The 25460-nt window shown below is 60.2% G+C and carries 23 protein-coding genes; 22 read left to right on the forward strand and 1 reads right to left on the reverse strand.

Annotated features, from left to right (window positions below):
* Positions 1–169 precede the first annotated feature (169 nt).
* The 10 genes from J2X71_RS34505 (at position 170) to J2X71_RS34550 (ending at position 10909) form a co-directional block, all read left to right on the forward strand.
* Entirely contained in the window at positions 170–1426 is a 1257-nt protein-coding gene (locus J2X71_RS34505) for an extracellular solute-binding protein (protein ID WP_310389577.1), read from the forward strand.
* A gap of 84 nt (positions 1427–1510) precedes the next feature.
* On the forward strand, positions 1511–2383 hold the full coding sequence (locus J2X71_RS34510; protein WP_310389675.1) for a sugar ABC transporter permease: 873 nt from the start codon (positions 1511–1513) through the stop codon (positions 2381–2383).
* Positions 2380–3237 carry a carbohydrate ABC transporter permease gene (locus J2X71_RS34515; protein WP_310389578.1) on the forward strand — a complete coding sequence of 286 codons (858 nt, stop codon included), beginning with the start codon at positions 2380–2382 and terminating at the stop codon, positions 3235–3237. The genes J2X71_RS34510 and J2X71_RS34515 overlap by 4 nt, the downstream gene beginning before the upstream one ends.
* Positions 3238–3240: 3 nt before the next feature.
* Complete coding sequence (gene argH / locus J2X71_RS34520) at positions 3241–4755, forward strand: argininosuccinate lyase (RefSeq protein WP_310389580.1); 1515 nt, start codon at positions 3241–3243, stop codon at positions 4753–4755.
* On the forward strand, positions 4755–5786 hold the full coding sequence (locus tag J2X71_RS34525) for a sn-glycerol-3-phosphate ABC transporter ATP-binding protein UgpC (RefSeq protein ID WP_310389582.1): 1032 nt from the start codon (positions 4755–4757) through the stop codon (positions 5784–5786). The genes argH and J2X71_RS34525 overlap by 1 nt, the downstream gene beginning before the upstream one ends.
* Positions 5783–6679 carry a PfkB family carbohydrate kinase gene (locus J2X71_RS34530; protein ID WP_310389584.1) on the forward strand — a complete coding sequence of 299 codons (897 nt, stop codon included), beginning with the start codon at positions 5783–5785 and terminating at the stop codon, positions 6677–6679. Before J2X71_RS34525 ends, J2X71_RS34530 begins: the two co-directional genes overlap by 4 nt.
* Before the next feature lie 294 nt (positions 6680–6973).
* Positions 6974–8272, forward strand: coding sequence for an efflux RND transporter periplasmic adaptor subunit (locus J2X71_RS34535; protein ID WP_310389586.1), 1299 nt, complete (start codon positions 6974–6976; stop codon positions 8270–8272).
* Between the two features lie 12 nt (positions 8273–8284).
* The gene (locus tag J2X71_RS34540) at positions 8285–9001 is read left to right on the forward strand and encodes an ABC transporter ATP-binding protein (RefSeq protein ID WP_310389677.1); all 717 of its coding nucleotides are present in this window, start codon (positions 8285–8287) and stop codon (positions 8999–9001) included.
* Positions 8991–10193: an ABC transporter permease gene (locus tag J2X71_RS34545; protein ID WP_310389588.1), complete on the forward strand. Its 1203-nt coding sequence runs from the start codon at positions 8991–8993 to the stop codon at positions 10191–10193. Before J2X71_RS34540 ends, J2X71_RS34545 begins: the two co-directional genes overlap by 11 nt.
* Before the next feature lie 101 nt (positions 10194–10294).
* Positions 10295–10909: a GntR family transcriptional regulator gene (locus J2X71_RS34550; protein WP_310389590.1), complete on the forward strand. Its 615-nt coding sequence runs from the start codon at positions 10295–10297 to the stop codon at positions 10907–10909.
* 48 nt (positions 10910–10957) lie between these two features.
* Here J2X71_RS34550 and J2X71_RS34555 read toward each other — a convergent pair whose 3' ends face one another.
* Positions 10958–11770, reverse strand: coding sequence for a ferredoxin--NADP reductase (locus J2X71_RS34555; protein ID WP_113319894.1), 813 nt, complete (start codon positions 11768–11770; stop codon positions 10958–10960).
* A 248-nt stretch (positions 11771–12018) separates the two neighbouring features.
* Between J2X71_RS34555 and pcsA the strand changes: the two genes are divergently transcribed.
* The 12 genes from pcsA to glmU all read left to right on the forward strand — a co-directional run bounded on the left by pcsA (position 12019) and on the right by glmU (position 25401).
* Positions 12019–12744 carry a phosphatidylcholine synthase gene (gene pcsA, locus J2X71_RS34560; RefSeq protein ID WP_113319895.1) on the forward strand — a complete coding sequence of 242 codons (726 nt, stop codon included), beginning with the start codon at positions 12019–12021 and terminating at the stop codon, positions 12742–12744.
* Between the two features lie 11 nt (positions 12745–12755).
* Complete coding sequence (locus J2X71_RS34565) at positions 12756–13736, forward strand: quinone oxidoreductase (protein ID WP_310389593.1); 981 nt, start codon at positions 12756–12758, stop codon at positions 13734–13736.
* Positions 13737–13775: 39 nt separating this feature from the next.
* Positions 13776–15344, forward strand: a complete 1569-nt coding sequence (locus J2X71_RS34570; RefSeq protein WP_310389595.1) for an ABC transporter ATP-binding protein — start codon at positions 13776–13778, stop codon at positions 15342–15344.
* Positions 15334–16419 carry an ABC transporter permease gene (locus J2X71_RS34575; protein ID WP_310389598.1) on the forward strand — a complete coding sequence of 362 codons (1086 nt, stop codon included), beginning with the start codon at positions 15334–15336 and terminating at the stop codon, positions 16417–16419. Before J2X71_RS34570 ends, J2X71_RS34575 begins: the two co-directional genes overlap by 11 nt.
* Positions 16416–17336 carry an ABC transporter permease gene (locus J2X71_RS34580; RefSeq protein WP_113319898.1) on the forward strand — a complete coding sequence of 307 codons (921 nt, stop codon included), beginning with the start codon at positions 16416–16418 and terminating at the stop codon, positions 17334–17336. Before J2X71_RS34575 ends, J2X71_RS34580 begins: the two co-directional genes overlap by 4 nt.
* Before the next feature lie 52 nt (positions 17337–17388).
* Positions 17389–18465: a BMP family ABC transporter substrate-binding protein gene (locus J2X71_RS34585; RefSeq protein WP_310389602.1), complete on the forward strand. Its 1077-nt coding sequence runs from the start codon at positions 17389–17391 to the stop codon at positions 18463–18465.
* A gap of 146 nt (positions 18466–18611) precedes the next feature.
* A complete protein-coding gene (ytfQ, locus tag J2X71_RS34590) occupies positions 18612–19574 on the forward strand; it encodes a galactofuranose ABC transporter, galactofuranose-binding protein YtfQ (protein ID WP_310389604.1) in 963 nt (320 codons plus the stop codon).
* Positions 19575–19692: 118 nt separating this feature from the next.
* The gene (gene ytfR / locus J2X71_RS34595; RefSeq protein ID WP_310389606.1) at positions 19693–21216 is read left to right on the forward strand and encodes a galactofuranose ABC transporter, ATP-binding protein YtfR; all 1524 of its coding nucleotides are present in this window, start codon (positions 19693–19695) and stop codon (positions 21214–21216) included.
* Positions 21213–22223, forward strand: coding sequence for an ABC transporter permease (locus J2X71_RS34600; protein WP_113319902.1), 1011 nt, complete (start codon positions 21213–21215; stop codon positions 22221–22223). The genes ytfR and J2X71_RS34600 overlap by 4 nt, the downstream gene beginning before the upstream one ends.
* A complete protein-coding gene (gene yjfF, locus J2X71_RS34605; RefSeq protein ID WP_037106090.1) occupies positions 22220–23188 on the forward strand; it encodes a galactofuranose ABC transporter, permease protein YjfF in 969 nt (322 codons plus the stop codon). Before J2X71_RS34600 ends, yjfF begins: the two co-directional genes overlap by 4 nt.
* Complete coding sequence (locus J2X71_RS34610) at positions 23181–23975, forward strand: FadR/GntR family transcriptional regulator (protein ID WP_405049785.1); 795 nt, start codon at positions 23181–23183, stop codon at positions 23973–23975. The genes yjfF and J2X71_RS34610 overlap by 8 nt, the downstream gene beginning before the upstream one ends.
* Before the next feature lie 64 nt (positions 23976–24039).
* The gene (gene glmU, locus J2X71_RS34615; RefSeq protein WP_310389610.1) at positions 24040–25401 is read left to right on the forward strand and encodes a bifunctional UDP-N-acetylglucosamine diphosphorylase/glucosamine-1-phosphate N-acetyltransferase GlmU; all 1362 of its coding nucleotides are present in this window, start codon (positions 24040–24042) and stop codon (positions 25399–25401) included.
* Positions 25402–25460 lie beyond the last annotated feature (59 nt).

Below are 25460 nucleotides of genomic sequence, written 5' to 3' on the forward strand. Positions count from 1 at the left end.
CCTCCGCCCGAACCAGCCTGAAAGGGTCGCAGTGCGATGCCGAGGAAGAGGAGCCTCAGTTCCATCTTCCCGAGCCAATCAAATCGGGACGCCGCCGATGTGCGGGATGCCCTGGGGAACCAAATGAGCGCGAGCGGTTCGAAGGCCGGCTCGGCAATGGAGGGATAATATGCGTCGCGGAATCTTATTGGCCGGGCTTTTTGCCGGCATCAGCATGGTTGCGGTTAACAGCGCTCAGGCGGTCGAAATCGAATATTGGCAGTATGTCTACGATACGCGCGTCAAGGCGATGGACCAGCTGATCGCCAATTTCGAGAAGGCCAATCCCGACATTACCGTCAAGCAGACGACCTTCCCCTATGCTGACTACCAGACGCGCGTCGTTGCCGCCAATCTCGCCGGCAATGGTCCTGATGTGATGCAGCTCTTCTATGGCTGGCTCGACCAGTTCATCGCCGGTGGACTACTGCAGCCGCTGCCAACAGACGCTTTCCCGCATGACCAGATCGAGAAGGACTTCTTCCCGATCGTATCAGCCATGAAGCGCGGTGACGACTATTACGGCCTGCCGACCGCCGTCCGTTCGCTGGCGCTCTTCTATAACAAGAAGCTCTTCCAGGAAGCTGGTCTCGACCCGAACAAGCCGCCGCAGACCATCGATGAATTCGTCGCCGCCGCTGAAAAGACCGTCAAGCGCGATGCCGCCGGCAACATTGCCGTCGAAGGCACGACGCTCGACATGGGCGGCCAGGATCACCAGTGGTGGCGTGAAGTGCTGATCCGCCAGTTTGGCGGCGAGCCCTATACTGCCGACTATTCCAAGGTGACCTACAATAGCGATGCCGGCATCAAGGCGCTGAAATTCTACACCAGCCTGCAGACCGAAAAAAAGGTCGGCCAGACCGGTTTCATGGATGAAGGCCAGGCAGCCTTCCGCGGCGGCAAGGCGGCGATGACGATCGACGGCACCTTCCGCCTCGGCTCCTTTGGCAGCATCAAGGATTTCGAATGGGGCGTCACCGAACTTCCGGCCAATGCCGACGGGTTGCGTTCCAACTATGCGAGCTATTTCGCCAACGGTATTGGCGCCAAGGTCTCGGGCGAAAAGCTTGAGGCTTCCAAGAAGTTCCTGGCTTACGTGACCTCGCCGGAAGCCATGAAGATCTGGCTCGGCACGGTTGGCGAACTGCCGGCACGCCGCGAAGCTGCACTGACCGACGAAAACCTCAAGAACCCGATCTACGCGCCGTTCCTGAAGGCGCTCGCTTATTCGCATACCTCGCTCTTCGTGGATGAAGCCGGCCAGCGCCAGAACGCCATCGACATGGTCAATCGCGTTCTGCTCGAGGGACAGTCGCCCGAGGATTCCATTGCCCAGGCCGCAACGGCCGAGCAGGAAATCATCGACAATGCCAAGAGCAAATAAGGGACGGCCATGAGCTCCGCACCCGCAAATACGGAAGGGGCGGCTTTGCGCCGTCCCGCCGGATCTTTCTGGGATCGGCTGACGATGCGCCAGAAGCGCCTCGTCTGGGTCTGGACCTTCCTTGCCCTGCCGATCCTGTTTTACTGCGTGATCCGCTTCTATCCGACGCTGCAGGCCTTCTACCTGTCCTTCACCAATTGGAACCTGATGAAACCGCCGAAATTCATCGGCGTCACCAATTATGTGAAGCTTTATAACGACCCACAGTTCTGGAAGGTTTTCCGCAACACCTTCACCTACCTTATCGTCGGCACGCCGGTCAGCCTCGTGGTTGCCTTCGTCGTGGCCTTCTTCCTGGATCGCGTGCGCTTCCTGCACGGGCTGATCCGCGCGCTCTATTTCCTGCCGTTTCTGACGACGGCAGCCGCCATGGCCTGGGTATGGCGCTGGTTCTACCAGCCAGCTCCGATCGGCGTCATCAACGATGTGCTCGGCATGATCGGCCTGCCGCAGCAGCAATTCATCCGCTCCGTCGATCAAGCACTGCCTTCGATCATGGTGACTTCGATCTGGGCCGGCCTCGGCTTCCAGATCATCATCTTCATGGCCGGACTTCGCGCCATCCCGAGCACCTTCTACGAGGCTGCGAAGATCGATGGTCTCGGTGAATGGCCGATCCTCTGGAAGATCACGCTGCCGCTTTTGAAGCCGACGACCGTCTTCCTCGTCGTCTTCTCCTCGATCGGCTTCCTGCGCATCTTCGACCAGGTCTACAACATGACAACCAACGATCCCGGCGGCCCGCTCGGATCGACCAAGCCTCTGGTTCTCATGATCTATCAGACGGCCTTTTCATCCTACAACATGGGTTATGCGGCAGCTCAAACCGTGGTGCTTTTCGCCATCCTGCTCTGTGTATCCCTGTTGCAGCTCTGGATCCTGAGGGAGCGCAAATGAGTGCCGTGACCACGAACACCACGGCACCGCTACCGAAAGCCAATATCCGCCCCGGCGCCATCCTCATCTGGACGCTGCTTTTCATCGGTGGCCTGATCATGGTCTCGCCGCTGCTCTTCATGTTCTCGACATCGCTGAAGACAGCAGGCCAGGTCTACGACCTGCGCCTCATCCCGGCCGAACCGACGCTGCAGAACTACATCACCGTTCTCTCGGACGGCCGCTTCATGCGCTGGTTCCTGAACTCGACGATCGTTGCCTGCACGGTGACGCTCTCGAACGTCTTCTTCGACAGCCTTGTCGGCTATACGCTCGCCAAGTTCGAATTCCGTGGTCGCTACCTGATCTTCCTGGCGATCCTCTCGACCCTGATGATCCCGACGGAAATGCTCGTCATTCCCTGGTATCTGATGTCGGCGCAACTCGGCTGGCTGGACAGCTACTGGGGCATCATGTTCCCGGGCATGATGACTGCCTTTGGCACCTTCCTGATGAAGCAGTTCTTCGAGACGGTCCCGAACGATTTTCTGGAAGCCGCCCGTATCGACGGCCTGAACGAATTCCAGATCTGGTGGAAAGTGGCGATGCCGCTGGTGACACCGGCCCTCTCGGCGCTCGCGATCTTCACCTTCCTTGGCAACTGGACGGCCTTCTTCTGGCCGCTGATCGTCACCACCAGCCGCGAACTCTACACGCTGCCGGTGGGCCTCTCGAGCTTTGCCGTCGAGCAATCCATCCAATGGGAAATGATCATGACCGGTGCAGCACTCGCGACATTGCCGACGCTGCTCGTCTTCCTGGTGCTGCAGCGCTACATCGTGCGCGGCGTGATGCTGGCCGGTCTGAAGGGATAGAACATGACCAAAACCAATCCACGCCTTGCCGACAGGAGCGTCTTTCCTGATCCGGTCTATAAAGAAACCGTGCTGAAGCCGCTCTTCGACGGCGCCAAGACGCATCATGTCGATGGCTTCCGCCGGATTGACCGTGCTCATCTCGTCATGCTGGTCGAGACCGGCATTCTCGATCGCGAACAGGCCAGCAAGATCGCCGCTGCACTCGAAGCAATCGATCGCGACATTGATCCGGAAAAGCTCGTCTATACCGGCGAGGTGGAAGACTTCTTCTTTCTGATCGAGAAGGAGCTGAAAGCCCGCATCGGCGTCGACGTCGCCGGCCGCCTGCATACGGCGCGCTCACGCAACGATATCGACCATACGCTGTTCAAGCTCGGCCTGAAGGGGCGCATCGACGCCCTAATGGTCAAGGCACGCAAGCTGCTCGATGCGATGATCGCGACCGCCGATTGGGAGAAGGAGACGCTGATTGTCGCCTATACCCACGGTCAGCCGGCACAGCCGACCACCTTCGGCCATTATCTTTCGGCGGCGATTGAGGTGCTGATCCGCGATATCGAGCGCTTTGCCGAAGCCCGTGAGATCGTCAACCTCAGCCCCATGGGCGCTGCGGCGATCACTACGTCGGGCTTCCCGATCGATCGCGCTCGCGTCGCCGAACTGCTCGGCTTTGCCGCGCCGCTACGCAATTCCTACAGCTGCATCGCAGCCGTCGACTATACGACTTCGACCTACAGCGCCATCGAGCTGATGTTCCTGCATCTCGGCCGGCTGATCCAGGACCTGCAGTTCTGGACGAGTTTTGAGGTCGGCCAGATCTATGTGCCGAACGCGCTGGTGCAGATCTCCTCCATCATGCCGCAGAAGCGCAATCCGGTGCCGATCGAGCATATGCGCCATCTGGCGAGCCAGACCTTCGGCCGCGCCCGCACGGTGCTCGACGTTATGCACAACACGCCCTTTACCGACATGAACGACAGCGAGGGTGAGACGCAGGGAATGGGCTACGAAGCGTTCCATTCCGCCGGTCGCGTGCTCGACCTGCTCGCCGCCTTCGTCGCCCAGATCAGCATCGATCCCGAGCGCGTGGCAGACAATATCCGCCGCTCCTGCATTACCATTACCGAACTGGCGGATTCGCTGGTGCGTCTGGAAGGCCTCTCCTTCCGGCAGGCGCATGAAATTGCCGCAACGGTGGCCCGCGCGGTGGTCGCGAAGGGCGGTGGTCTTTCGGATGACGGTTACGAGCCTTTCCTCGCAGCTTTCGAGGAACTGGCCGGCCGCAAACCGGGTATCGCCAAGGCGCAATTTGCCGAGATCGTCTCGCCGGAACATTTCGTTGCCGTCCGCGCCCGCTTCGGCGGTCCCGCGCCGGCACCGATGGCGGATGCGCTTGCAGCCTACCAGGAAAAGGCTGCCGCATTCGCCAGACAAGCGCAGGAAAATGCAGCGCGCGAAGCCGCCGCTGCTCAGGAACTTCAAACCAGATTCACGGCATTGATGGGGACGGCCTGATGGCAAATATTGAACTGCAGGGGCTCGTCAAACGCTACGGCAAGCTGGATGTCGTTCACGGGATTGATCTCGCGATCGCTGACGGTGAATTCGTTGTCTTCGTCGGCCCGTCCGGCTGCGGCAAGTCGACGACGCTGCGCATGATCGCCGGCCTTGAAGACATTTCCGGAGGCACGCTGAAGATCGGCGGTGAGGTGGTGAACGAGCGCGAGCCGAAACAGCGCAACATCGCCATGGTGTTCCAGAATTACGCCATCTATCCGCATATGAGTGTACGCCAGAATATCGGCTTCGGTCTCTACACCTCCAAGCTTTCGCAGGCGGATAAGGACAAGCGCATCGACGAGACGGCGCAGATCCTCGGATTGACGGATTATCTCGCCCGTCGCCCGGCGGCACTATCCGGCGGCCAGCGCCAGCGTGTCGCGATCGGCCGCGCTATGGTGCGCAATCCCTCTGCCTTCCTTTTCGACGAACCGTTGTCAAACCTCGACGCCCAGCTGCGCACCCAGATGCGCATCGAGATTAAACGCTTGCACCAGCGCTTGGGCACGACGATCGTCTATGTCACCCATGATCAGGTCGAGGCCATGACCATGGCTGACCGGATCGTCGTCATGAAAGACGGCCACATCCTGCAGGCGGGAACGCCGATGGATATCTATGAGAACCCTGCTGACGTGTTTACCGCACGCTTCATCGGCAGCCCGTCGATGAACCTTCTGCCGGGCACGGCTGCGGCCGATGGCTTGCGCATCGGGCAGGGCGGTCCGCATCTGGTCGGCGTGCGTCCGCATGATCTGGTTATCAGCGAAGGCACGGGCGTCCTTTCGCTCTCAGGCATGGTGACGGCCGTCGAGCCGCTCGGCGCCGAAACGCTAGTGCATTTCGATGTGGCGGGCACGTCCGTGATTGCAACCGCCCCCGGTAAGGTGATACCGGCCGTCGGCAGCACCGTGAATGCCCATGCAGCCCCCGGTGCTCTCTATGTTTTCGATGCAAAAACGGAAAAGGCCCTCGGGCGCCAATGACATCTGATAATGACATGCGATCCGCGGTGCTCAGCATCGGCCGGATCTATTGCGACCTGATCTTCACAGGACTGGAGACCATGCCTGTGCTCGGGCGTGAGCTCTTTGCCGATGACTTGCGTATTGCAGCAGGCGGTGGCGCTTTCATCATGGCCGCTTATTCAGCCCATATCGGCCGCAAGACGGCTCTGCTCTCCCGTCTCGGCACCGATGGGCTTTCGAACGGCCTGATCGCGGAACTGCAAGCGAGCGGCGTCGACCTTCGCTTTCTCGACCGGGCGGCTGATGCCGGTCCACAGGTCACGGTCGCGATCAACAATGGCGAGGAGCGGGCCTTTCTGTCCCGTCGTGCCGGCGGCGCGGAGCCGGCTACGCTCGGTGAGGCGCTTGCCTGGAACGAGGCGCGTCATCTGCACATCGCCGAATTTGCCACGTTGGCGGAAATCCCCGGTCTGATCGCAAAGGCGAGGGAGAACGGTCTCACCGTATCGCTCGATCCGAGCTGGGACGAGACGCTGATCTACCAGCACGATTTCCTCGATCGCTGCGAGGGCGTCGATCTCTTCCTTCCGAATGTCGAGGAAGCCGTTGCCATCACCGGATACTCCGATCCGGACGTAGCGCTGGATAGGCTCGCCGAGCGCTTCCCGGCGGTGGCGTTGAAGGCTGGCGCCGGCGGAGCTTATTTCGCGGCCGGAGATCTGCGCCTCCATCAGAATGCCCCCACCGTCAACGTCGTGGATACGACCGGTGCGGGGGACGCCTTCAATGCCGGGCTCATCCATGCCTGGCTTGGCGGCGCGAGCGCCGATATCTGCCTGCGCGAAGGTATTGCCATGGGCAGCCTCGCGGTCCAGGCGGCAGGCGGCGCCGCAATTCTGCCTGCACGTTAGAGCTTGGACGATCCGTGGCCTTTCCAGAGCCGCGGATCACTCTAGATTGACCGAAAGCGGCACCGAAATCGCTGCGCCAGATGCAACCCTGAATTATTCGCGTCGAGCCCGCGGGCTTGTTGCCGAACAGCTTTCGCTGACTGCGCCATCCAGCTGTTTCCTTACGAATATTTCATGTTATTCAGCCGCATTTCCGTGCCATCGTCAGGGCATCGGTAATGTTGGGTTCATCTTCGGCATGATTATCTCGGCCTGAAGCGGGGCTGATACGGCGAAGCATACATCGAGGATTAGATGGACAATTTGGAGGCTGGCAAAGAGACCGGTTCTGTAACAGGCGCAAATGCCGATCTGGCTGCCGTGCTGGTCGCCGGCCGGCAGAGCAAGGGCCGTCGCTGGCGCGGACGCCTGATCGTTCTGGTGCTCGTGATCCTGGCTGCCGCCGCTGCCGCCTATTTCTATGCGGGCCGAGGCCGTGCCGAAATCACCTACACGACCCAGCCGATCAAGCACGGCGACCTCACAGTGCTCGTCACCGCCACCGGTTCCGTCCAGCCGACCCAGCAGGTTGATATATCGAGCGAATTGTCGGGTACCATGCGTGACGTCAATGTCGACTATAACAGCACCGTCGAGGCAGGCGATGTTCTGGCCGTCCTCGATACCAACAAGCTGGAAGCCGATGTGAAGAGTTCGCGTGCCAAGCTCAACTCGGCAAAGGCCAACGTGGTCAAGGCGAATGCAGATCTGGAATCGGCTGCGACCTCGCTCGACCGCCTGAAGAGCCTCGTGAAAAGTAACGTCTCCACCCAGCAGAGCCTCGACGATGCGACCTACAAATATGACTCGGCAGTCGCCGCCAAGGATATCAATGAGGCCGAGGTCCTGGCCTCAGAGGCGGACCTGCAGCTTGCCGAGGTCAATCTCGGCAAGGCGAAGATCGTCTCGCCGATCGATGGCGTGATCCTCACCCGCTCCGTCGATCCGGGTGCGACCGTTGCTGCCTCGCTTTCGGCGCCCGTGCTTTTCACAATTGCCGGCGATCTCAAGAAGATGGAGTTGCAAGTGGATGTCGATGAGGCTGATGTCGGCCAGATCGCCGTCGGCCAGAAGGCGACTTTCACTGTCGATGCCTATCCCGGCCGCACCTTCCCGGCCGTGATTGAGCAGATCCGCTTTGCTTCCGAAGTGGTCAACAATGTCGTCACCTACAAGGCGGTCCTCTCGGTCGACAATGCCGACTTGCTGCTACGCCCCGGCATGACGGCGACATCGGATATCACCGTCGAGGCCGTCAAGGATACCCTGATGGTGCCGAATGCGGCCCTCCGTTATGCGCCGCCGCAAGTGGAAGGGCGCGGTGGTCGCGGCATCTTCAGCCTGTTCCGTCCGCCGCGTCTGCCCCGCAGTGGCGGCGGTGGTGATTCCAAGCTCACCGGCACGCAGCGCCGCGTCTGGGTGCTGCGCGGCGGCCACCCCGCGCCCGTCGTGATCCAGGTCGGCTCCTCCGATGGCCAGTTCACCCAGGTCACATCGGGCGAACTCACCGAAAAGGATGCAATCATCACCGATGCCGCGGCACGGACGAATTGACGGGGGTCGATGATGGAATGCCCGCCGCTTCTCGAATTCAGGCAAGTCTCGAAAATCTACGGTGAGGGCGCTGCGGCTATCCGCGCGCTCGACCGCGTAGACCTTTCGATCCGCGAGCATGAATTCGTCGCGATCATGGGACCGTCCGGTTCCGGCAAGTCGACGGCGATGAATATTCTCGGCTGCCTCGATGTCCCGACCTCGGGCGACTATGTTTTCCAGGGCATTTCGACAGGCGGCTTCGACCGCAGCCAACTAACGTTGCTGCGCCGCCATATGCTGGGCTTCGTCTTCCAGGGCTTCAACCTGTTGTCGCGCACATCTGCAGTCGAGAATGTCGAACTGCCGCTGATCTATCGCGGCATGGCGGTCGGCGAGAGGCGCAGGCGGGCGAGGGAGGCGCTCGGCCTCGTCGGCCTGTCGGGCAGGGAAAACCACAAGACGCAGGAACTCTCCGGCGGTCAGCAGCAGCGCGTGGCGATCGCCCGCGCCATCGTCACCGAACCAGCGCTGCTGCTTGCTGACGAGCCGACCGGCAACCTCGACACCAAGACCAGCATGGAGATCATGGATCTGATGACGCGGCTGAACCGTGAACAGGGCATTACCATCGTCATGGTCACGCACGAGCCTGACATCGCCGCCTATGCCGGACGCCTGCTGCGCTTCGTCGACGGCAAGCTGGAAACCGAGGTCGAGCATCAGCGGAGGGCGGAACATGTTCTTTGAGACGCTGAAGCTGGCGCTGCGCGCCATCAGCCGCAATCTTCTGCGTTCCTTCCTGACCGTGCTCGGCGTCGTCATCGGCGTTGCCGCCGTCATCGCGCTTGTCACCATCGGCAATGGCACGACGGCGCAGGTTTCGACCGAGCTTTCACGCCTCGGCACCAACATGCTCTTCGTGCGCCCCGGTCAGTTTGGCCCCGGCCGCGCCAGCTCTGAGGCGCGGCGCTTCACGCTGAAAGATGTCGAGGCGATCCGCGATCAGGTCTCCGGTCTGCGGGCGGTGGCGCCGTCCAATCAGTCGACGGCGACGGTCATCTTCGGCGGGCAGAACCATTCCACCACGGTTTATGGCACGACCAACGACTATTTCATCGCACAGGACTGGGATCTGGCGCTTGGCCGCAATTTCACGCCGGCAGAAGAGCGCGGCCAGTCGCGCTGCATCATCGGCGAGACCGTGCGCGAGCAGCTTTTCGGCGCCGCCGATCCGACCGGCCAGCTGATCCGTGTCGGCAAGGTTTCCTGCCCGGTCATCGGCGTCCTGGCAAAGCGCGGCCAGTCCGGCATGGGCAACGACCAGGACGATGCCGTCATCATGCCTGTCAAGGTGTTCCAGCGACGCATCAGCGGCAGCTCCAATGTGCCGACGATCCTCATCTCCGCGCGTGACGGCGTCTCGACATCAAAGGTGCAAGCCGATGTCGAAAACCTGTTGCGCGAACGCCGCAAGATCATCCCCGGCCGTCAGGATGATTTCAACGTCAATGACATGACGCAGATCGCCGAGGCCATGACCGGTACGACGACGTTGCTGACCGGCCTGCTCGGCGCGGTCGCCGCCGTCAGCCTGCTTGTCGGCGGTATTGGCATCATGAACATCATGCTGGTATCGGTGACAGAGCGCACGCGCGAGATCGGTATCCGCCTTGCGATCGGCGCACTTGAAAATCAGGTGCTGACGCAATTCCTCGTCGAGGCCGTCGCCCTGTCACTCTTCGGCGGCATAGCCGGCATCATGCTGGGGCTGACACTTGCATACGGTACGGTCAGCTTCCTTAATGTGCCCTTCGTGGTCAGCCCGCTCATCATCTTCATTGCCTTCGTCTTCTCGGCGGCGATCGGCATGATCTTCGGCTTCTTTCCGGCCAGACGTGCAGCACGGCTCAATCCCATCGAGGCGCTGCGTCACGAATAAGGGAGTGCTTTCGCCTACTGCATGACCTTGATATATCAGGATAACTTGTCTTTGACATTTAACCGTGCCAGTATTGATATATCAGTCTGGGATTCGCCCGCATGCAGGAATCGCTCAGCCATCTCGCCTATCTGGCGCTGGAGCACGCTATCGTGACACTGGCTTTGGCGCCGGGTGCATTGGTAACGGAAAAACAGCTCATCGATCTTGCTGGCCATGGCCGCACACCGGTCCGCGAAGCGATCCAGAAGCTTGCCTGGCAGGGGCTGATCGTAGTGAAGCCGCGCGTCGGCCTGCAGATCGCCGAAATCCATACTGAAGATCATGCCAATGTCATGCAGGTGCGCCGCAAGCTGGAGCCGGCCGCGGCAGCGCTTGTTGCTGATGCTGCGAATGAGGAGCAGAGGACCCGGCTTGCCGCCTGTGCCCGCACCATGGAGGAATGCGCTGTCAGCGGCGATGTGGCGCGCTTTTTCGCAGCGGACAAGGCCTTTGACGAGATCCTCGAGGATGCCTGCCCGAACAGTTTTATGACTTCAGCATTGGGGCCGGTCCAGACCCATTCCCGCCGCCTGTGGTATGCGACCGCCAATCCGGAACGGATGGATCGCTCCATCTCCCTTCACGTCGCGGTCATCAGGGCCATTCATCAGGGTGAGGTCGAGCAGGCGCGCGAGGCCATGGCCGATCTGATCGATTATCTGAGCCAGAAATAGAAACGGCCCCGTTTCTGGAGCCGTTACCTGGAAATCTATTTTCTGGCTTCAGCCGACGAAGGCGCGTTCGATCACGAATTCGGCGGGCTTGCTGTTGGCGCCTTCTTCGAGACCGGCCTTTTCCAGAAGCTCCTTTGTGTCCTTCAGCATGGCGGAGGAACCGCAGATCATGCCGCGGTCGATTGCCGGATCGATCGGCGGCACGCCGAGATCGGTGAAGAGCTTGCCCGAGGAAATCAGGTCGGTGATGCGGCCGCGATATTCGAAATCTTCGCGGGTGACGGTCGCATAGTGGCGCAGCTTGTCGCCGACGACTTCCTTAAGGAGCTCGTCATTCTGGATCTCGTGGACGAGATCGAAGCCATATTTCAGCTCGGAAATCTCGCGTGTCGTATGCGTGAGGATGACCTCGTCAAACTTCTCGTAGGTTTCCGGATCGCGGATGAGGCTCGCGAACGGTGCGACGCCGGTGCCGGTCGAGAACATGTAGAGGCGTTTGCCCGGGGTGAGCGCGTCGAGAACCAGCGTGCCCGTCGGCTTCTTGCGCATCAGCACCTGGTCGCCCGGCTTGATGAGCTGCAGATGCGAGGTCAGTGGGCCATCCGGCACCTTGATGGAGAAGAATTCCAGCTCCTCGGCCCAGGCCGGGCTTGCGATCGAATAGGCGCGGAAGACCGGCTTGCCTTCGACCATCAGGCCGATCATCGCGAATTCGCCCGAACGGAAACGGAAGCCATCTGGCCGAGTCATCGTGAAACGGAAGAGCCGGTCAGTGTAATGCGTCACGCTCAGCACCGTCTCGGCGTAAACGCCGGCGGGAATGGCGGAGGCGAATTCTTCGGTCTTTGCAGGAGCGTTCATTTCGATATCGGGCTCGTCGTTCGCAGGATGATCATCGGCATGCGAGGCAGATATTACAAAACCTCGCTGAATTAAAGGCAATCCATTCCATCGCACGGCTGGGGAGCGAAATATGCATGTCACGGTCAGGATTCTTGGCCTGTGATGAACTGTCGCTTTTGCGCTGGCTAAGCTATTCAAAGGATGCATATTAGGCGAAAAACGACGCCCGCCGCGGCGCGGGGCGCGACAGGTGGTCACGGGGGAACATGAAAATCTTCAATTACAAGCGCGTTCCTTACGCGGAAATGCGCGCATTTTCCGTCCATATACTGACGGCGTCCGGTTCCTTCCTTGCCTTTCTCGGTGTGGTGGCCGCCGCCGAGCATCGTTTCGTCGATATGTTCTGGTGGCTGGGCCTGGCACTCCTGGTCGATGGCATCGATGGGCCGATCGCCCGAAAGGTGCGCGTCAAGGAAGTCCTGCCCAACTGGTCCGGTGACACACTCGACAATATCATCGATTACGTGACCTATGTGCTGCTGCCGGCCTTTGCGCTCTATCAGAGCGGCATGATCGGCGAGCCCTGGTCCTTCGCCGCCGCCGGCATGATCGTCGTTTCCAGCGCCATCTATTATGCCGATATGGGCATGAAGACGGAGGAGTATTTCTTTTCGGGCTTCCCCGTCGTCTGGAATATGGTGGTCTTCACGCTCTTCGTCATGCATGCGAGCGAAATGACCGCCTTTATCGTCGTCACCGTCTCCGTGATCCTGACTTTCCTGCCGATCAACTTCCTGCACCCCGTACGGGTCCAGCGTCTGCGCCCTTTGAACCTCGGCGTCTTTCTGCTGTGGTCGGCACTCGGTGCCTATTCGCTGCTGAAGTATTTCGACATGCCGCAATGGGCGGTCGTTCTCTTCATCGTGAGCGGGATCTATCTTTACGTTATCGGTGCCGTGCTCCAATTCTTCCCGGCGCTTGGACGTAAATGAGGTAGACTGAGATGACAAAGACGAAAGCGGTTTCTTTCTCCAGAAACGGTGGTCCCGAGGTTTTCGAATATGTCGATATCGATCTGCCGCCGCCTTCTGAGGGGCAGGTGCAGATCCGCCAGCAAGCGGTCGGACTGAATTTCATCGATGTCTATTTCCGCGACGGCACCTACAAGGCGCCGCATCTGCCCTTCGTGACCGGCAAGGAAGGCGCCGGCGTCGTCACATCCGTCGGCCCCGGCGCAGCCGATTTCGCCTTGGGCGACCGCGTCGCTTATGCCAGTGCCGATGGCGCCTATAGCGCGGAACGCAATATCGAGACGAAACATCTGGTAAAGGTGCCTGACGGCATCAGCCTGGAAACGGCCGCTGCCATGATGCTGAAGGGCATGACGGCGGAATATCTGTTGAACCGAACCTTCAAGGTCAGCCCTGGGACCGTGCTACTGTTTCATGCCGCAGCCGGCGGCGTCGGCCTCATCGCCGGCCAGTGGGCGAAGGCGCTCGGTGCGACCGTTATCGGCACGGCAGGATCCGCCGACAAGGTTCAGCTGGCGCTCGAACATGGCTATGATCATGTCATCAATTACAAGACCGAGAACTTCGCAGAGCGCGTGCGAGAGATAACCGGTGGCAAGGGTGTCGACGTGGTCTATGACTCGATCGGCCGCGACACTTTCCCGCAATCACTGGATTGCCTCAAGCCGCGCGGGCTCTTCGCGTCGTTTGGCCAATCCTCGGGCGCGATCGAGAATTTTACCATGGCGCATCTCGCGCAGAGGGGCTCGCTCTATGCCACGCGGCCGACGCTCTTCACCTATATCGCCTCACGTCAGGAGCTAACCGATTGTGCAAACCATCTATTTGATGTTGTGCGCAGCAACAAAGTGCGTATCAATATCAACCAAACCTATCCGCTGCGTGAGGTTGGGCGGGCCCACGCAGATCTGGAAACAAGAAGAACAACCGGAACGACGCTGCTGATTCCATGAGATCCGAACGGACCGGTCGGCAGAAGAAATGAGGGGAACGTGTCGCCATTGAATGTGCCGGCTTCCGGTACGTTATTATCGGTCCAGAAGCTGACGAAATTCTTCGGTAGCTTTGCCGCCTGCAATGAAATCGATCTCGATATAGCGCCGGGCGAAATTCATGCGCTCCTCGGCGAAAATGGCGCAGGCAAATCGACACTGGTCAAGATGCTGTTCGGCGTTCTGGAGCCGACGGACGGGCATATCCTCTGGGAGGGCAGGCCGGTCACGATCACCTCGCCGGGCGAGGCCCGGAAGCTCGGCATTGGCATGGTCTTCCAGCATTTCTCGCTGTTTGAGGCGCTGACCGTTGCGGAAAACATCGCGCTTTCGCTTGATGACAGCATTCCGATCGGCAGGATCGCCGAAGAGGCGAGGGCGCTGTCGCAGGCCTATGGCCTGCCGCTCGATCCGCACGCCCATGTCGCCGATCTCTCGGTCGGTGAGCGCCAGCGGATCGAGATCGTTCGCGCTCTACTGCAGAACCCGAAGCTTATTATCCTCGACGAGCCGACATCGGTGCTGACGCCGCAGGAGGCCGACAAGCTCTTCGAAACCCTCTTCAAGCTGCGCGCCGAGGGTCGCTCCGTTCTCTATATCAGCCACCGACTGGAAGAAGTGCAGCGCATCTGTGATCGCGCCACCGTGCTGCGTCATGGCCGCGTAACCGGCGCCTGCGATCCGAAGCAGGAGACGCCAGCCTCTCTCGCCCGCATGATGGTCGGCAGCGAGGTAGCTTCCGTCACGCATCCCGAGCGCAGTGACAAGGGTGATGTGCAGCTTGCGGTCTCGAACCTTTCCGTCGCTGCACGCACGCCCTTTGCCATGCCGCTGCGCGGTGTCTCCATGACGGTACGGTCGGGCGAGATCCTCGCGATCGCCGGCGTTGCGGGCAATGGACAGAGCGAACTCTTCGATGCGCTGTCAGGCGAATATCCTGTCAGCTCGGCCGAAGCGATCGTGATCCGCAAGAAGCCGGTCGGAGCGCAGGGCATTACCGCGCGCCGCCTGCTCGGTGCCGGCTTCGTGCCGGAAGAGCGGCATGGCCATGCGGCCGTTTCCACCATGAAACTCTCCGATAATCTGGTGCTGGCCCGCAGCCAGTCCGACCGCAAAGCCTTCCTCGGCATCCTCGGCATCATCCGCTACGGCGCAGTAAAATCTGCCGCACGTCGCATTTCGGAAGCCATGGACGTGCGCAAGAGCGGAGATGACCCCGCCGCAGGCTCGCTCTCCGGCGGCAACCTGCAGAAATTCATCGTCGGCCGCGAGCTTGATCGTCAGCCCTCCGTTCTCGTCGTCAATCAGCCGACCTGGGGCGTGGACGCTGGTGCCGCAAGCCGCATCCGTCAGGCATTGGTGGACCTGGCAAAGGCGGGTTCGGCCGTCGTCGTCATCAGCCAGGATCTCGACGAGATCTTCGAAGTCGCGACTGATATCGCGGTCATTTCCGAGGGACGTCTTTCGAAGCCTTATGCGGCTGGTGAACTCACGCGCGAGAAGATCGGTCTGCTGATGGGCGGGCTGCATGAAGGCAAGCATGCTGCGGAGGCTGCTCATGCGCATTGAGCTTGAAAAGCGCCCGCAGGTCTCGAAACTCTATGCCTTCGTTTCACCGCTTCTCGCTCTCATCCTGACGCTGATATTTGGCGCTATCATGTTCGCCATGCTCGGCAAGGATCCGGTCGAAGCGCTCGACGCCTTCTTCCTCGAGCCGCTTCTGGAAGTGTGGTCGCTGCATGAATTGGCAGTCAAGGCCGCACCGCTGATCCTGATCGCCGTCGGTCTCGCGGTCTGTTATCGCTCCAACAACTGGAATATCGGCGCCGAAGGCCAGTTCACCATCGGCGCGATCACCGGCTCATATATTCCGATCGTCTTCTATGATTGGCATTCGCCGCTCGTCCTGCCATTGATGCTGATCCTGGGCGCGCTCGGCGGCGCGCTGTTTGCTGCCATTCCGGCGCTCCTGAAGGCGCATTTCAATACCAACGAGATCCTGACCTCGCTGATGCTGGTCTATATCGCCCAGCTGTTTCTCGACTGGCTGATCCGGGGCGCATGGCGTGATCCCAAAGGCTTTAACTTCCCTGTCTCGCGCGATTTCGCGCCGGAAGCGATTGTGCCGGCGATCTGGGAGGAATCGGGACGCGCCCATTGGGCCTTCATCTTCGCCATTATTGCGGCGGTGCTCGTCTGGTTCATGATGCGCTTTACGCTGAAGGGCTTCGAGATCGTCGTGCTCGGCCAGTCGGAACGAGCAGGGCGCTTTGCAGGCTTCTCATCGAAGAAGATGATCTGGTTCAGCTTCCTCTTTTCCGGCGCGCTGGCAGGCCTTGCCGGCATCTGCGAGGTTTCGGGTTCCATCGGCCACCTGCAGCCGGCGATTTCGCCGGGCTATGGCTTCACCGCCATCATCGTCGCTTTCCTCGGCCGCCTCAATCCGCTCGGCATCATCGCTTCGGGTCTGGTGCTGGCATTGACCTATCTGGGTGGTGAGGCGGCGCAGCTTTCGATCGGTGTTTCGGACAAGGTCACGCGTGTCTTTCAGGGGCTGATCCTCTTCTTCGTGCTCTCCTGTGACACGCTGATCTATTACAAAATCCGCATCGTCTGGTCGCGGGTCAGGGGTGGCGTGGCATGAGCATCTTCGAAGCCATTCTTCTGACGGTCATTACCGCCTCCACGCCGCTCGTCATCGCCGCACTCGGCGAACTCGTGACGGAGCGCTCCGGCGTCCTCAATCTCGGTGTCGAGGGCATGATGATTATGGGCGCTGTCGCCGCCTTCGCCGGTGCGCAGATCTCGGGCTCTCCCTATGTCGGCATCATCTGCGGCATCGTCGCGGGCGGGCTGTTTTCGTTGCTCTTTGCCTTCCTGACGCTGACATTGGTGGCAAACCAAGTGGCAACCGGCCTGGCGCTGACCCTTCTCGGCCTTGGCGTCTCCGGCCAACTCGGCGAGCCCTATGTCAGCGTACCGGGTATCCGGCTGGAGGAGATCGACATTCCGCTCCTGTCCGGTATTCCGGTTATCGGCCCGGTGCTCTTCAAGCAGGACCTTATCTTCTATCTGTCGATCGCATTGCTCCTCGGCGTCAGCTGGTTCTTGTTCAAGAGCCGAACTGGCCTGAAGCTCCGGGCGATCGGCGATAGTCACGGCTCGGCCCACGCGCTTGGCATTCACGTCATCCGCACGCGCTATCTGGCCGTCATGTTCGGCGGTGCCTGCGCGGGTCTCGCCGGTGCGCAGCTTTCGCTCGTCTATACGCCGCAATGGGTGGAGAACATGTCGGCCGGCCGCGGCTGGATCACGTTGGCGCTTGTCGTCTTTGCCTCCTGGCGTCCGTGGCGGGTTTTTGCCGGTGGCTATCTGTTCGGCGCGGTCACGATCCTGCAGCTTCACGCGCAGGCCTTCGGTCTCGGCATCCCCGCGCAGTTCCTCTCGATGCTGCCCTATGCTGCGACTATTGTGGTTCTCATCATCATTTCTCATAATCGACGCACGACGTTGATCAATACGCCCGCGTCGCTTGGAAAAGCTTTCGTACCGGAGCGATAAAACAAGAACACGGACGGGTTTCCGGAATAACTTCAAACCAACAGGGGTCATCATGAAGAAGTTCGCACTCACACTTGCCGCATCGGCAGCAGCCGTGATTGGCATTTCCTCTGCTGCCGCGGCAGCAGATAAGACGAAGGTCTGCTTCGTCTATGTAGGGGCACACAATGACGGCGGTTATTCGCAGGCGCACGATGTCGGCCGCCAGCAGGTCCAGGCCGAATTCGGCGACAAGATCGAGACGCCTTATCTCGAAAACGTTCCGGAAGGCCCGGATGCCGAGCGCGCCATCGAGCGCCTTGCCCGCTCCGGCTGCCAGCTGATTTTCACCACGTCTTTCGGCTTCATGGATGCGACTGTGAAGGTCGCTGCCAAGTTCCCGAAGGTCAAGTTCGAGCACGGCACCGGTTACAAATCCGGCCCGAATCTCGCGACCTACAACTCGCGTTTCTATGAAGGTCGCTACATCCTCGGCCAGATCGCTGCCAAAACCTCGAAGAACCACGGCGCCGCCTACATCGCCTCCTTCCCGATCCCGGAAGTCGTAATGGGCATCAACTCCTTCGAGCAGGGCGCCAGGTCGATCGACCCGAGCTTCAAGCTCAAGGTCATCTGGGTCAACACCTGGTTCGACCCGGGCAAGGAAGCCGACGCTGCCAAGGCCATGATCGACCAGGGTGTCGACGTGCTGACGCAGCATACCGACACGACCGCACCAATGCAGGTTGCCGAAGAACGCGGCATCCACGCTTTCGGTCAGGCATCGGACATGATCGCAGCCGGCCCGAAAGCGCAGCTGACGGCAATCGTCGATACCTGGGGCAACTACTACTCCAAGCGTGTTCACGCGCTTCTGGATGGCACCTGGAAGTCCGAGCAGAGCTGGGACGGCCTGAAGGACGGTATCCTCAAGATGGGGCCCTACACGAATATGCCTGACGACGTAAAGAAGATGGCTGAGGAAACCGAGGCCAAGATCAAGTCCGGCGAACTGCATCCCTTCACCGGTCCGATCAACAAGCAGGACGGCACGCCCTGGCTGAAGGCCGGCGAGAAGGCCGATGACGGCACGCTGCTCGGCATGAACTTCTACATCGAAGGCGTGGACGACAAGCTGCCGGCGCAATAAGCAGAGTTTGTAACTCGCAGTTGCGAAAAGGCGCCTTGAAAAGGGCGCCTTTTTTGCTGCAGTGCATACTAAAATGCTCATTTACAAAAGTATTACTATATGATTTTTTGATCCTGCGCCGCGAGACGCGGCATTGGGAGGACATCATGAAATTGAAGACTGCACTTTTGAGTGCCACGATTTTGGCTGCCTGCATGTTCGGTTCGGCTTCGGCTGCCGGCTTGACCGTCGGCTTCTCGCAGATCGGCTCGGAATCGGGCTGGCGCGCGGCTGAAACGACCGTGACGAAGGAACAGGCCAAAAAGCGCGGCATCGATCTCAAGTTTGCCGATGCACAGCAGAAACAGGAAAACCAGATCAAGGCTCTTCGTTCCTTCATTGCACAGGGCGTCGATGCCATTCTCGTTGCTCCTGTCGTCGAAACCGGCTGGGACGACGTTCTGAAGGAAGCCAAGGAAGCCAAGATTCCGGTTATCCTTCTCGACCGTACCATCAAGGCTCCCGACGATCTCTATCTGACAGCTGTTACTTCCGACCTGGTCCATGAAGGCAAGGTCGCCGGCGACTTCCTGGTCAAGACCGTCGGCGACAAGAAGTGCAATGTCGTCGAGCTGCAGGGCACGACTGGTTCGTCGCCGGCCATCGCTCGCAAGAAGGGCTTCGAAGAGGCTCTTGCCGGTCACGACAACCTGAAGATCGTTCGCAGCCAGACCGGTGACTTCACCCGCACCAAGGGCAAGGAAGTCATGGAAAGCTTCCTCAAGGCGGAAAATGGCGGCAAGGATATCTGCGCTCTCTACGCCCATAACGACGACATGGCCGTCGGCGCCATCCAGGCGATCAAGGAAGCTGGCCTGAAGCCCGGCAAGGATATCCTCGTCGTCTCCATCGACGCCGTGCCGGATATCTTCAAGGCCATGTCCGAGGGTGAGTCCAATGCCACGGTTGAGCTGACGCCGAACATGGCAGGTCCGGCCTTCGATGCGCTCGATGCCTATCTGAAGGACAAGAAGGCTCCGCCGAAGTGGATCCAGACCGAGTCCAAGCTCTACACGCCTGCCGACGACCCGATGAAGGTCTATGAAGAGAAGAAGGGTCAGGGTTACTGATTGCAGCTGGAACCGCACCGGTCCATCATGGACCGGTGCGGAACTGCCGGTATCAGCAGGGCGTCATGCCCGTTTTTGGTACAGGCTTAAGGCGCAATATCAGGAAACAGCAACCCTCATGGTTCACAATTTCGAGAATATTCTCGCAGCCTCCGGCATATCGAAATTCTTCCCCGGCGCCATTGCCCTGGACAAGGTGGATTTCACGCTGCGCCGCGGCGAGGTGCATGCGCTTCTCGGCGAAAACGGCGCCGGCAAATCGACGCTCATCAAGTGCATTACAGGTGCCTATCGCCGCGACGGCGGAAGCCTGACGCTGGAAGGTCACGAGATCGATCCGGCCGATACGCTGGCCGCCCAGAAGCTCGGCATCGGCACCGTCTACCAGGAGGTCAACCTCCTTTCCAATCTCAGCGTTGCGGAAAACCTTTTCCTCGGCCGCCAGCCGAAGCGCTTCGGCATGATCGATGCCCGCACCATGAACCGGAATGCCCGCGAACTTCTGGCAGGCTATGGCCTCGATATCGATGTAACCGCGCAGCTCGACCGATTCTCGGTCGCCGTCCAGCAGATCGTGGCGATCGCTCGGGCCGTCGACCTCTCCGGCAAGGTACTCATTCTCGATGAGCCAACGGCAAGTCTCGATACGCATGAAGTCGAAATGCTTTTTGGCGTCATAAATGACTTGAAGAAGCGCGGATTAGGCATTGTCTTTATTACCCATTTCCTTGAACAGGTTTATGCCGTCAGCGACCGCATCACCGTGCTGCGCAATGGCCGGCTCGTCGGTACGCACGAGGCAGCTGAACTGCCACGGCAGAACCTGATCGCCATGATGCTCGGGCGTGAACTCGCGCAGACGGAACATGCCGCCAAAGAACGCACCATTGCCGCCGGCGAGGTCAAATATACTTTCGAGGGCTTTGGGAAACGCGGCAAGGTGAAGCCCTTCGATCTCGAGGTCCGTGTCGGCGAAGTCGTCGGCATTGCCGGACTTCTGGGCTCCGGGCGCACAGAGACCGCCGAACTCATGTTCGGTATCGAAAGCGCCGACAGCGGCGTCGCCAGGATCGATGGATCGCCGGTGACGCTGTCAAGCCCGCGTGCGGCGATCGGCAAGGGTTTCGGCTTTTGCCCGGAGGACCGCAAGACGGATGGGATCATCGGCGACCTGTCGATCCGCGAGAACATCGCCCTTGCCCTCCAGGCCCGCCGAGGCTGGGCACGGCCGCTTTCGCGCGCAGAACAGAATGCGATTGCCGACGAATATATCAAGGCGCTCGATATCCGCACGACCGACCGCGAAAAACCCATCCGGCTGCTGTCGGGCGGCAATCAGCAGAAGGCGATCCTTGCCCGCTGGCTCGCCACAAATCCGGATTTCCTGATCCTGGACGAACCGACCCGCGGCATCGATGTCGGCGCCCATGCCGAGATCATCAAACTGATCGAGCAATTGTGCGCCAGGGGCATGTCGCTGATCGTCATTTCCTCGGAACTGGAGGAACTGGTCGCCTACAGTTCGCGCGTCATCGTGCTGCGTGATCGCGAACATATCGCTGAATTGACCGGTGAGCGCATTACCGCCGCCGGCATCGTCGACGCCATTGCTGCCGCCGACAAACGAACGGAGGATGCATGACTGCCTCGCTGAAGGTGCTGGGCTCTCGTCTTGCGCCGCAATTGATTGCGCTTTTGGTTGTTCTTCTTTTGAATTTCAGCTTCTTCCCGCAGTTTCTTGATGTGATTGTTCAAAACGGCCGGCTCTATGGGAGCATCATCGATGTGCTCAATCGCGGCGCGCCCGTGGCGCTGCTGGCGATTGGCATGACCCTCGTCATCGCCACCAAGGGCATCGACCTTTCGGTCGGCGCCGTGATCGCGATCTGCGGTGCCGTCGCGGCCTCGTCGATCGTCGAAGGAAATTCGCTTGCCTATACTCTGGCGCTTACCGTTATCATCGGCCTGCTCTGCGGCTTCTGGAACGGCTTTCTCGTTGCCGTCCTCAACATCCAGCCGATCATTGCGACCCTTGTTTTGATGGTCGCCGGCCGCGGGATAGCCCAGCTCATCACCGAAGGTGTCATCATGACCTTCAACGATGACGGGCTGATCTTTCTCGGCAGCGGCTCCTTCGCCTTCCTGCCCATGCCCGTCGTCATCTGGCTGATCGCCGCCCTGCTGGTCATCCTGCTGGTTCGCCGCACGGCGCTCGGCATGCTGATCGAGGCAGTCGGCATCAACAGGCGCGCGAGCACGCTTTCAGGCGTACAGACGCCGGTGCTGCTGATGGCGGTCTATATGCTGAGCGGCCTCTGCGCGTCCATCGCCGGCATCATCGTCGCCGCCGACATCAAGGGGGCGGACGCCAACAATGCCGGCCTCTGGCTGGAGCTCGATGCCATCCTTGCCGTGGTCGTCGGCGGCAATTCGTTGCTCGGCGGCCGCTTCAGCATCATCGGTTCGCTGATCGGCGCGATGATCATCCAGGCGGTCAATACCGGTATCCTGCTTTCCGGCTTTCCGCCGGAGTTCAACCTCATCATCAAGGCGGTCATCATCATTGTCATCCTGGTCATCCAGTCGCCGGCCATGCAATCGCTCGCCAGCTTCTTCACTCGCCGGACGGACGCAGGAGGGCACAAATGAATTCCAAATATTTGCCGCTCCTTGCAACGATCGTCATCTTCGTGCTCGCCTATGCGGTCTGCACGCTGCAATATCCGAACATGCTGTCGACACGCGTCATCGGCAACCTGCTGACGGATAACGCATTTCTCGGCATTGCCGCCGTCGGCATGACCTTCGTCATCATCTCCGGTGGCATCGATCTGTCGATCGGGTCCGTCATCGCCTTCACTGGCGTCTTTCTGGCCGTGGTCCTGCAGAACACCAGCATTCATCCGCTGGCGGCCTTCGCAATCGTTCTCATCATCACCACGGCCTTCGGTGCGGTCATGGGCATGATCATCCACTTCCTGCAGATGCCACCCTTCATCGTGACCCTTGCCGGGATGTTCCTTGCTCGCGGCATGGCCTATGTCCTGTCGATCGACAGCATTCCGATCGATCACGAATATTATTCGACGCTGACCAGCCTCTACTACCGTCTGCCGGGCGGTGGACGCCTGACGCTGATCGGCGGCATCATGCTGGTCGTCTTCGCAACCGGCATCTTCATCGCCCACCGCACCCGCTTCGGGACCAATGTCTATGCGCTGGGCGGCGGCGTGCAGACGGCGCAATTGATGGGCGTTCCGGTGGCGCGCACGACGATCCAGATCTACGCATTGTCGGGTTTCCTGGCGGGCCTATCCGGAATCGTTTTTTCCCTATACACCTCTGCCGGATATTCTCTTGCGGCGGTGGGCGTCGAACTGGATGCCATCGCGGCAGTCGTCATCGGAGGGACGCTGCTGACAGGAGGAGCGGGATTCGTGGCAGGGACCTTCATCGGTCTGCTGATCCAGGGGCTCATTCAGACTTACATCACCTTCGACGGTACGCTGTCGAGCTGGTGGACGAAAATCCTGATTGGCCTGCTGCTTTTTGCATTCATGGTAATGCAGAAGGCCATCCTTTTCCTTTCCAGTCTGAACAGGAGATATGGCTAGGAGGAGTAACGGATTGCGCAACAGACAGCTTGAAACCCGTAAGGCAGGGCGAAGAACCCGAACAAGCCACGCGCATGTCGTCGACGAACTCGGCCGTTCAATCGTTGCCGGCATCTATCCTGTCGGCACGATTTTGCCTGGAGATGGAGAGCTGGCGCAGCGCTTCAAGGTCTCACGCACGGTGCTGCGTGAAACGATGAAGACGCTTGCCGCCAAGGGCATGGTCGTTGCAAAGGCGCGTGTCGGCACGCGTGTGACGGAAAAGAACTTCTGGAACATGTTCGACACCGAAATCATCTCCTGGCATTTCGCCAACGGTGTGAGCGAAGAATTCCTCCTGCAGCTCTACGATATCCGCCTGGCTTTCGAACCATTTGCCGCCGGTCTCGTGGCCGAGCGCGCAAACGCGGCCGATATCGAATTGCTGCGCGGTCTGGCGCTCGACATGGCCGCAAGCGGCCACACGTCCGACAGTCTGGCACTTGCCGACCTGCGCTTCCATCTCGCCGTTTCCGAGGTATCTCACAATCCCTTCATGCGCACGCTCGGTGGGCTCATCGAGGCGGCACTTGTCGGCATGTTCCGCATGAGCACGCCGCCCTCGCAGAACGGTTTCGCCAACATCGCCGAAACCCACATGCGCATCGTCGATGCCATCGCCGCAGGCAATGCCGCAGCGGCACGCAAGGCGATGGAAGATGTCATCGTCGAGGGCAGGGATCACGTCCACGAGGCCTTCTCCGCGCTCTCCGAGCCCATCGTCTCCCTGCCGATTTCGTCTTTTTGAAGCCTCGCCTTGCTGCTATGAGCGGCAGAACAGCCGACTAGCAATGGATTCTCGGAGTCTGCCCATGGAACGCACCTGCCTTGCCGTCATTCTCGCCGCCGGCGACAGCACGCGAATGAAATCCGCAAAGTCGAAGGTGCTTCATGAGGTCGCCGGCCGGCCGATGATCGCCCATGTCGTCGATGCCGTGGCCGCGACAGGCGTTTCATCCGTGGCCCTCGTCGTCGGCCGCGATGCTGAGAAAGTGGCGAGGGCCGCCGATATAGGCGGCGTGACGATCAAATCCTATATTCAGGAACAGCGTCTCGGTACCGGCCACGCTGTTCTCGCCGCCCGCGAGGCGATTGCCGAAGGCTATGACGATATCCTTGTGACTTACGGTGATGTGCCGCTTCAGACGGCTGGTCCGCTGCTCGAGGCTCGCAAGGCGATTGCCGAAGGCAGTGACATCGTCGTGATTGGTTTCCATACGGATCGTCCGACCGGATACGGACGCTTGCTCGTCAAGGACGGCGAACTGATCGCCATCCGCGAGGAAAAGGACGCGACCGATGCCGAGCGCACCGTCAAGTGGTGCAATAGCGGCCTGATGGCGATCAACGGCCGCAAGGCGCTCGACCTTCTGTCACGCATCGGCAACAGCAATGCCAAGGGCGAATATTATCTGACGGATCTTGTCGAGATCGCCCGCTCGCTCGGTGGCCGCGTCACTGCCGTCGATGCGCCTGAAGTCGAGATGGCCGGCTGCAACAACCGTGCTGAACTCGCTGCAATCGAACGTTTCTGGCAGGAGCGCCGCCGCCACGAGCTTATGCTCTCGGGTGTTACGATGATCGCCCCGGAGACGGTCTTCCTCTCTTACGACACGGTCATCGGCCAGGATGCCTTGGTCGAGCCGAACGTCGTCTTCGGTCCCGGCGCCGTCATCGATAGCGGCGCGGTCGTTCATGCCTTCTCGCATATCGAGGGCGCCCATGTCAGCGAAGGTGCAACGGTCGGTCCGTTTGCGCGTCTGCGGCCAGGTGCCGATCTCTCTGTTGGCTCCAAGGTCGGCAATTTCTGCGAGGTCAAGAACGGCAAGATCGGCGAGGGCGCCAAGGTCAATCACCTGACCTATATCGGTGATGCCGTCATCGGCTCCGGCACCAATATCGGTGCCGGCACGATCACCTGCAATTATGACGGCGTGAACAAGTTCGAGACTGTCATCGGCAAGGATGCCTTCATCGGCTCGAATTCCTCTCTCGTCGCGCCGGTGACTATCGGCGACAGTGCCTATATCGCCTCGGGCAGTGTCATCACGGCGGATGTGCCGGCCGACGCGCTCGCCTTCGGTCGTGCCCGCCAGGAGATCAAGCCCGAGCGGGCAAAGCTGCTGCGTGAACGGGCGCTCGCCATCAAGGCGGCGAAGAAGGCCAAGGGCTGAGCCTTCTTCCGTAACGTGCGGAAATCGAAAGTGACCGCGATATCAATTGAGAAATAAGC

This window comes from Rhizobium sp. 1399 (assembly GCF_031455475.1).
Taxonomy (GTDB): Bacteria; Pseudomonadota; Alphaproteobacteria; order Rhizobiales; family Rhizobiaceae; genus Rhizobium.

Excerpts from the sequence above, each read along its gene's own strand:
- yjfF (WP_037106090.1), top strand. The coding sequence starts at position 22,220 with ATGAATTCCAAATATTTGCCGCTCCTTGCAACGATCGTCATCTTCGTG.
- J2X71_RS34505 (WP_310389577.1), top strand. The coding sequence starts at position 170 with ATGCGTCGCGGAATCTTATTGGCCGGGCTTTTTGCCGGCATCAGCATG.
- J2X71_RS34555 (WP_113319894.1), bottom strand. The coding sequence starts at position 11,770 with ATGAACGCTCCTGCAAAGACCGAAGAATTCGCCTCCGCCATTCCCGCC.
- J2X71_RS34535 (WP_310389586.1), top strand. The coding sequence starts at position 6,974 with ATGGACAATTTGGAGGCTGGCAAAGAGACCGGTTCTGTAACAGGCGCA.
- glmU (WP_310389610.1), top strand. The coding sequence starts at position 24,040 with ATGGAACGCACCTGCCTTGCCGTCATTCTCGCCGCCGGCGACAGCACG.
- J2X71_RS34545 (WP_310389588.1), top strand. The coding sequence starts at position 8,991 with ATGTTCTTTGAGACGCTGAAGCTGGCGCTGCGCGCCATCAGCCGCAAT.
- argH (WP_310389580.1), top strand. The coding sequence starts at position 3,241 with ATGACCAAAACCAATCCACGCCTTGCCGACAGGAGCGTCTTTCCTGAT.
- J2X71_RS34585 (WP_310389602.1), top strand. The coding sequence starts at position 17,389 with ATGAAGAAGTTCGCACTCACACTTGCCGCATCGGCAGCAGCCGTGATT.
- J2X71_RS34565 (WP_310389593.1), top strand. The coding sequence starts at position 12,756 with ATGACAAAGACGAAAGCGGTTTCTTTCTCCAGAAACGGTGGTCCCGAG.
- ytfQ (WP_310389604.1), top strand. The coding sequence starts at position 18,612 with ATGAAATTGAAGACTGCACTTTTGAGTGCCACGATTTTGGCTGCCTGC.
- J2X71_RS34580 (WP_113319898.1), top strand. The coding sequence starts at position 16,416 with ATGAGCATCTTCGAAGCCATTCTTCTGACGGTCATTACCGCCTCCACG.
- J2X71_RS34550 (WP_310389590.1), top strand. The coding sequence starts at position 10,295 with ATGCAGGAATCGCTCAGCCATCTCGCCTATCTGGCGCTGGAGCACGCT.
- ytfR (WP_310389606.1), top strand. The coding sequence starts at position 19,693 with ATGGTTCACAATTTCGAGAATATTCTCGCAGCCTCCGGCATATCGAAA.
- pcsA (WP_113319895.1), top strand. The coding sequence starts at position 12,019 with ATGAAAATCTTCAATTACAAGCGCGTTCCTTACGCGGAAATGCGCGCA.
- J2X71_RS34600 (WP_113319902.1), top strand. The coding sequence starts at position 21,213 with ATGACTGCCTCGCTGAAGGTGCTGGGCTCTCGTCTTGCGCCGCAATTG.
- J2X71_RS34530 (WP_310389584.1), top strand. The coding sequence starts at position 5,783 with ATGACATCTGATAATGACATGCGATCCGCGGTGCTCAGCATCGGCCGG.
- J2X71_RS34525 (WP_310389582.1), top strand. The coding sequence starts at position 4,755 with ATGGCAAATATTGAACTGCAGGGGCTCGTCAAACGCTACGGCAAGCTG.
- J2X71_RS34510 (WP_310389675.1), top strand. The coding sequence starts at position 1,511 with ATGCGCCAGAAGCGCCTCGTCTGGGTCTGGACCTTCCTTGCCCTGCCG.
- J2X71_RS34515 (WP_310389578.1), top strand. The coding sequence starts at position 2,380 with ATGAGTGCCGTGACCACGAACACCACGGCACCGCTACCGAAAGCCAAT.
- J2X71_RS34575 (WP_310389598.1), top strand. The coding sequence starts at position 15,334 with ATGCGCATTGAGCTTGAAAAGCGCCCGCAGGTCTCGAAACTCTATGCC.
- J2X71_RS34610 (WP_405049785.1), top strand. The coding sequence starts at position 23,181 with ATGGCTAGGAGGAGTAACGGATTGCGCAACAGACAGCTTGAAACCCGT.
- J2X71_RS34540 (WP_310389677.1), top strand. The coding sequence starts at position 8,285 with ATGGAATGCCCGCCGCTTCTCGAATTCAGGCAAGTCTCGAAAATCTAC.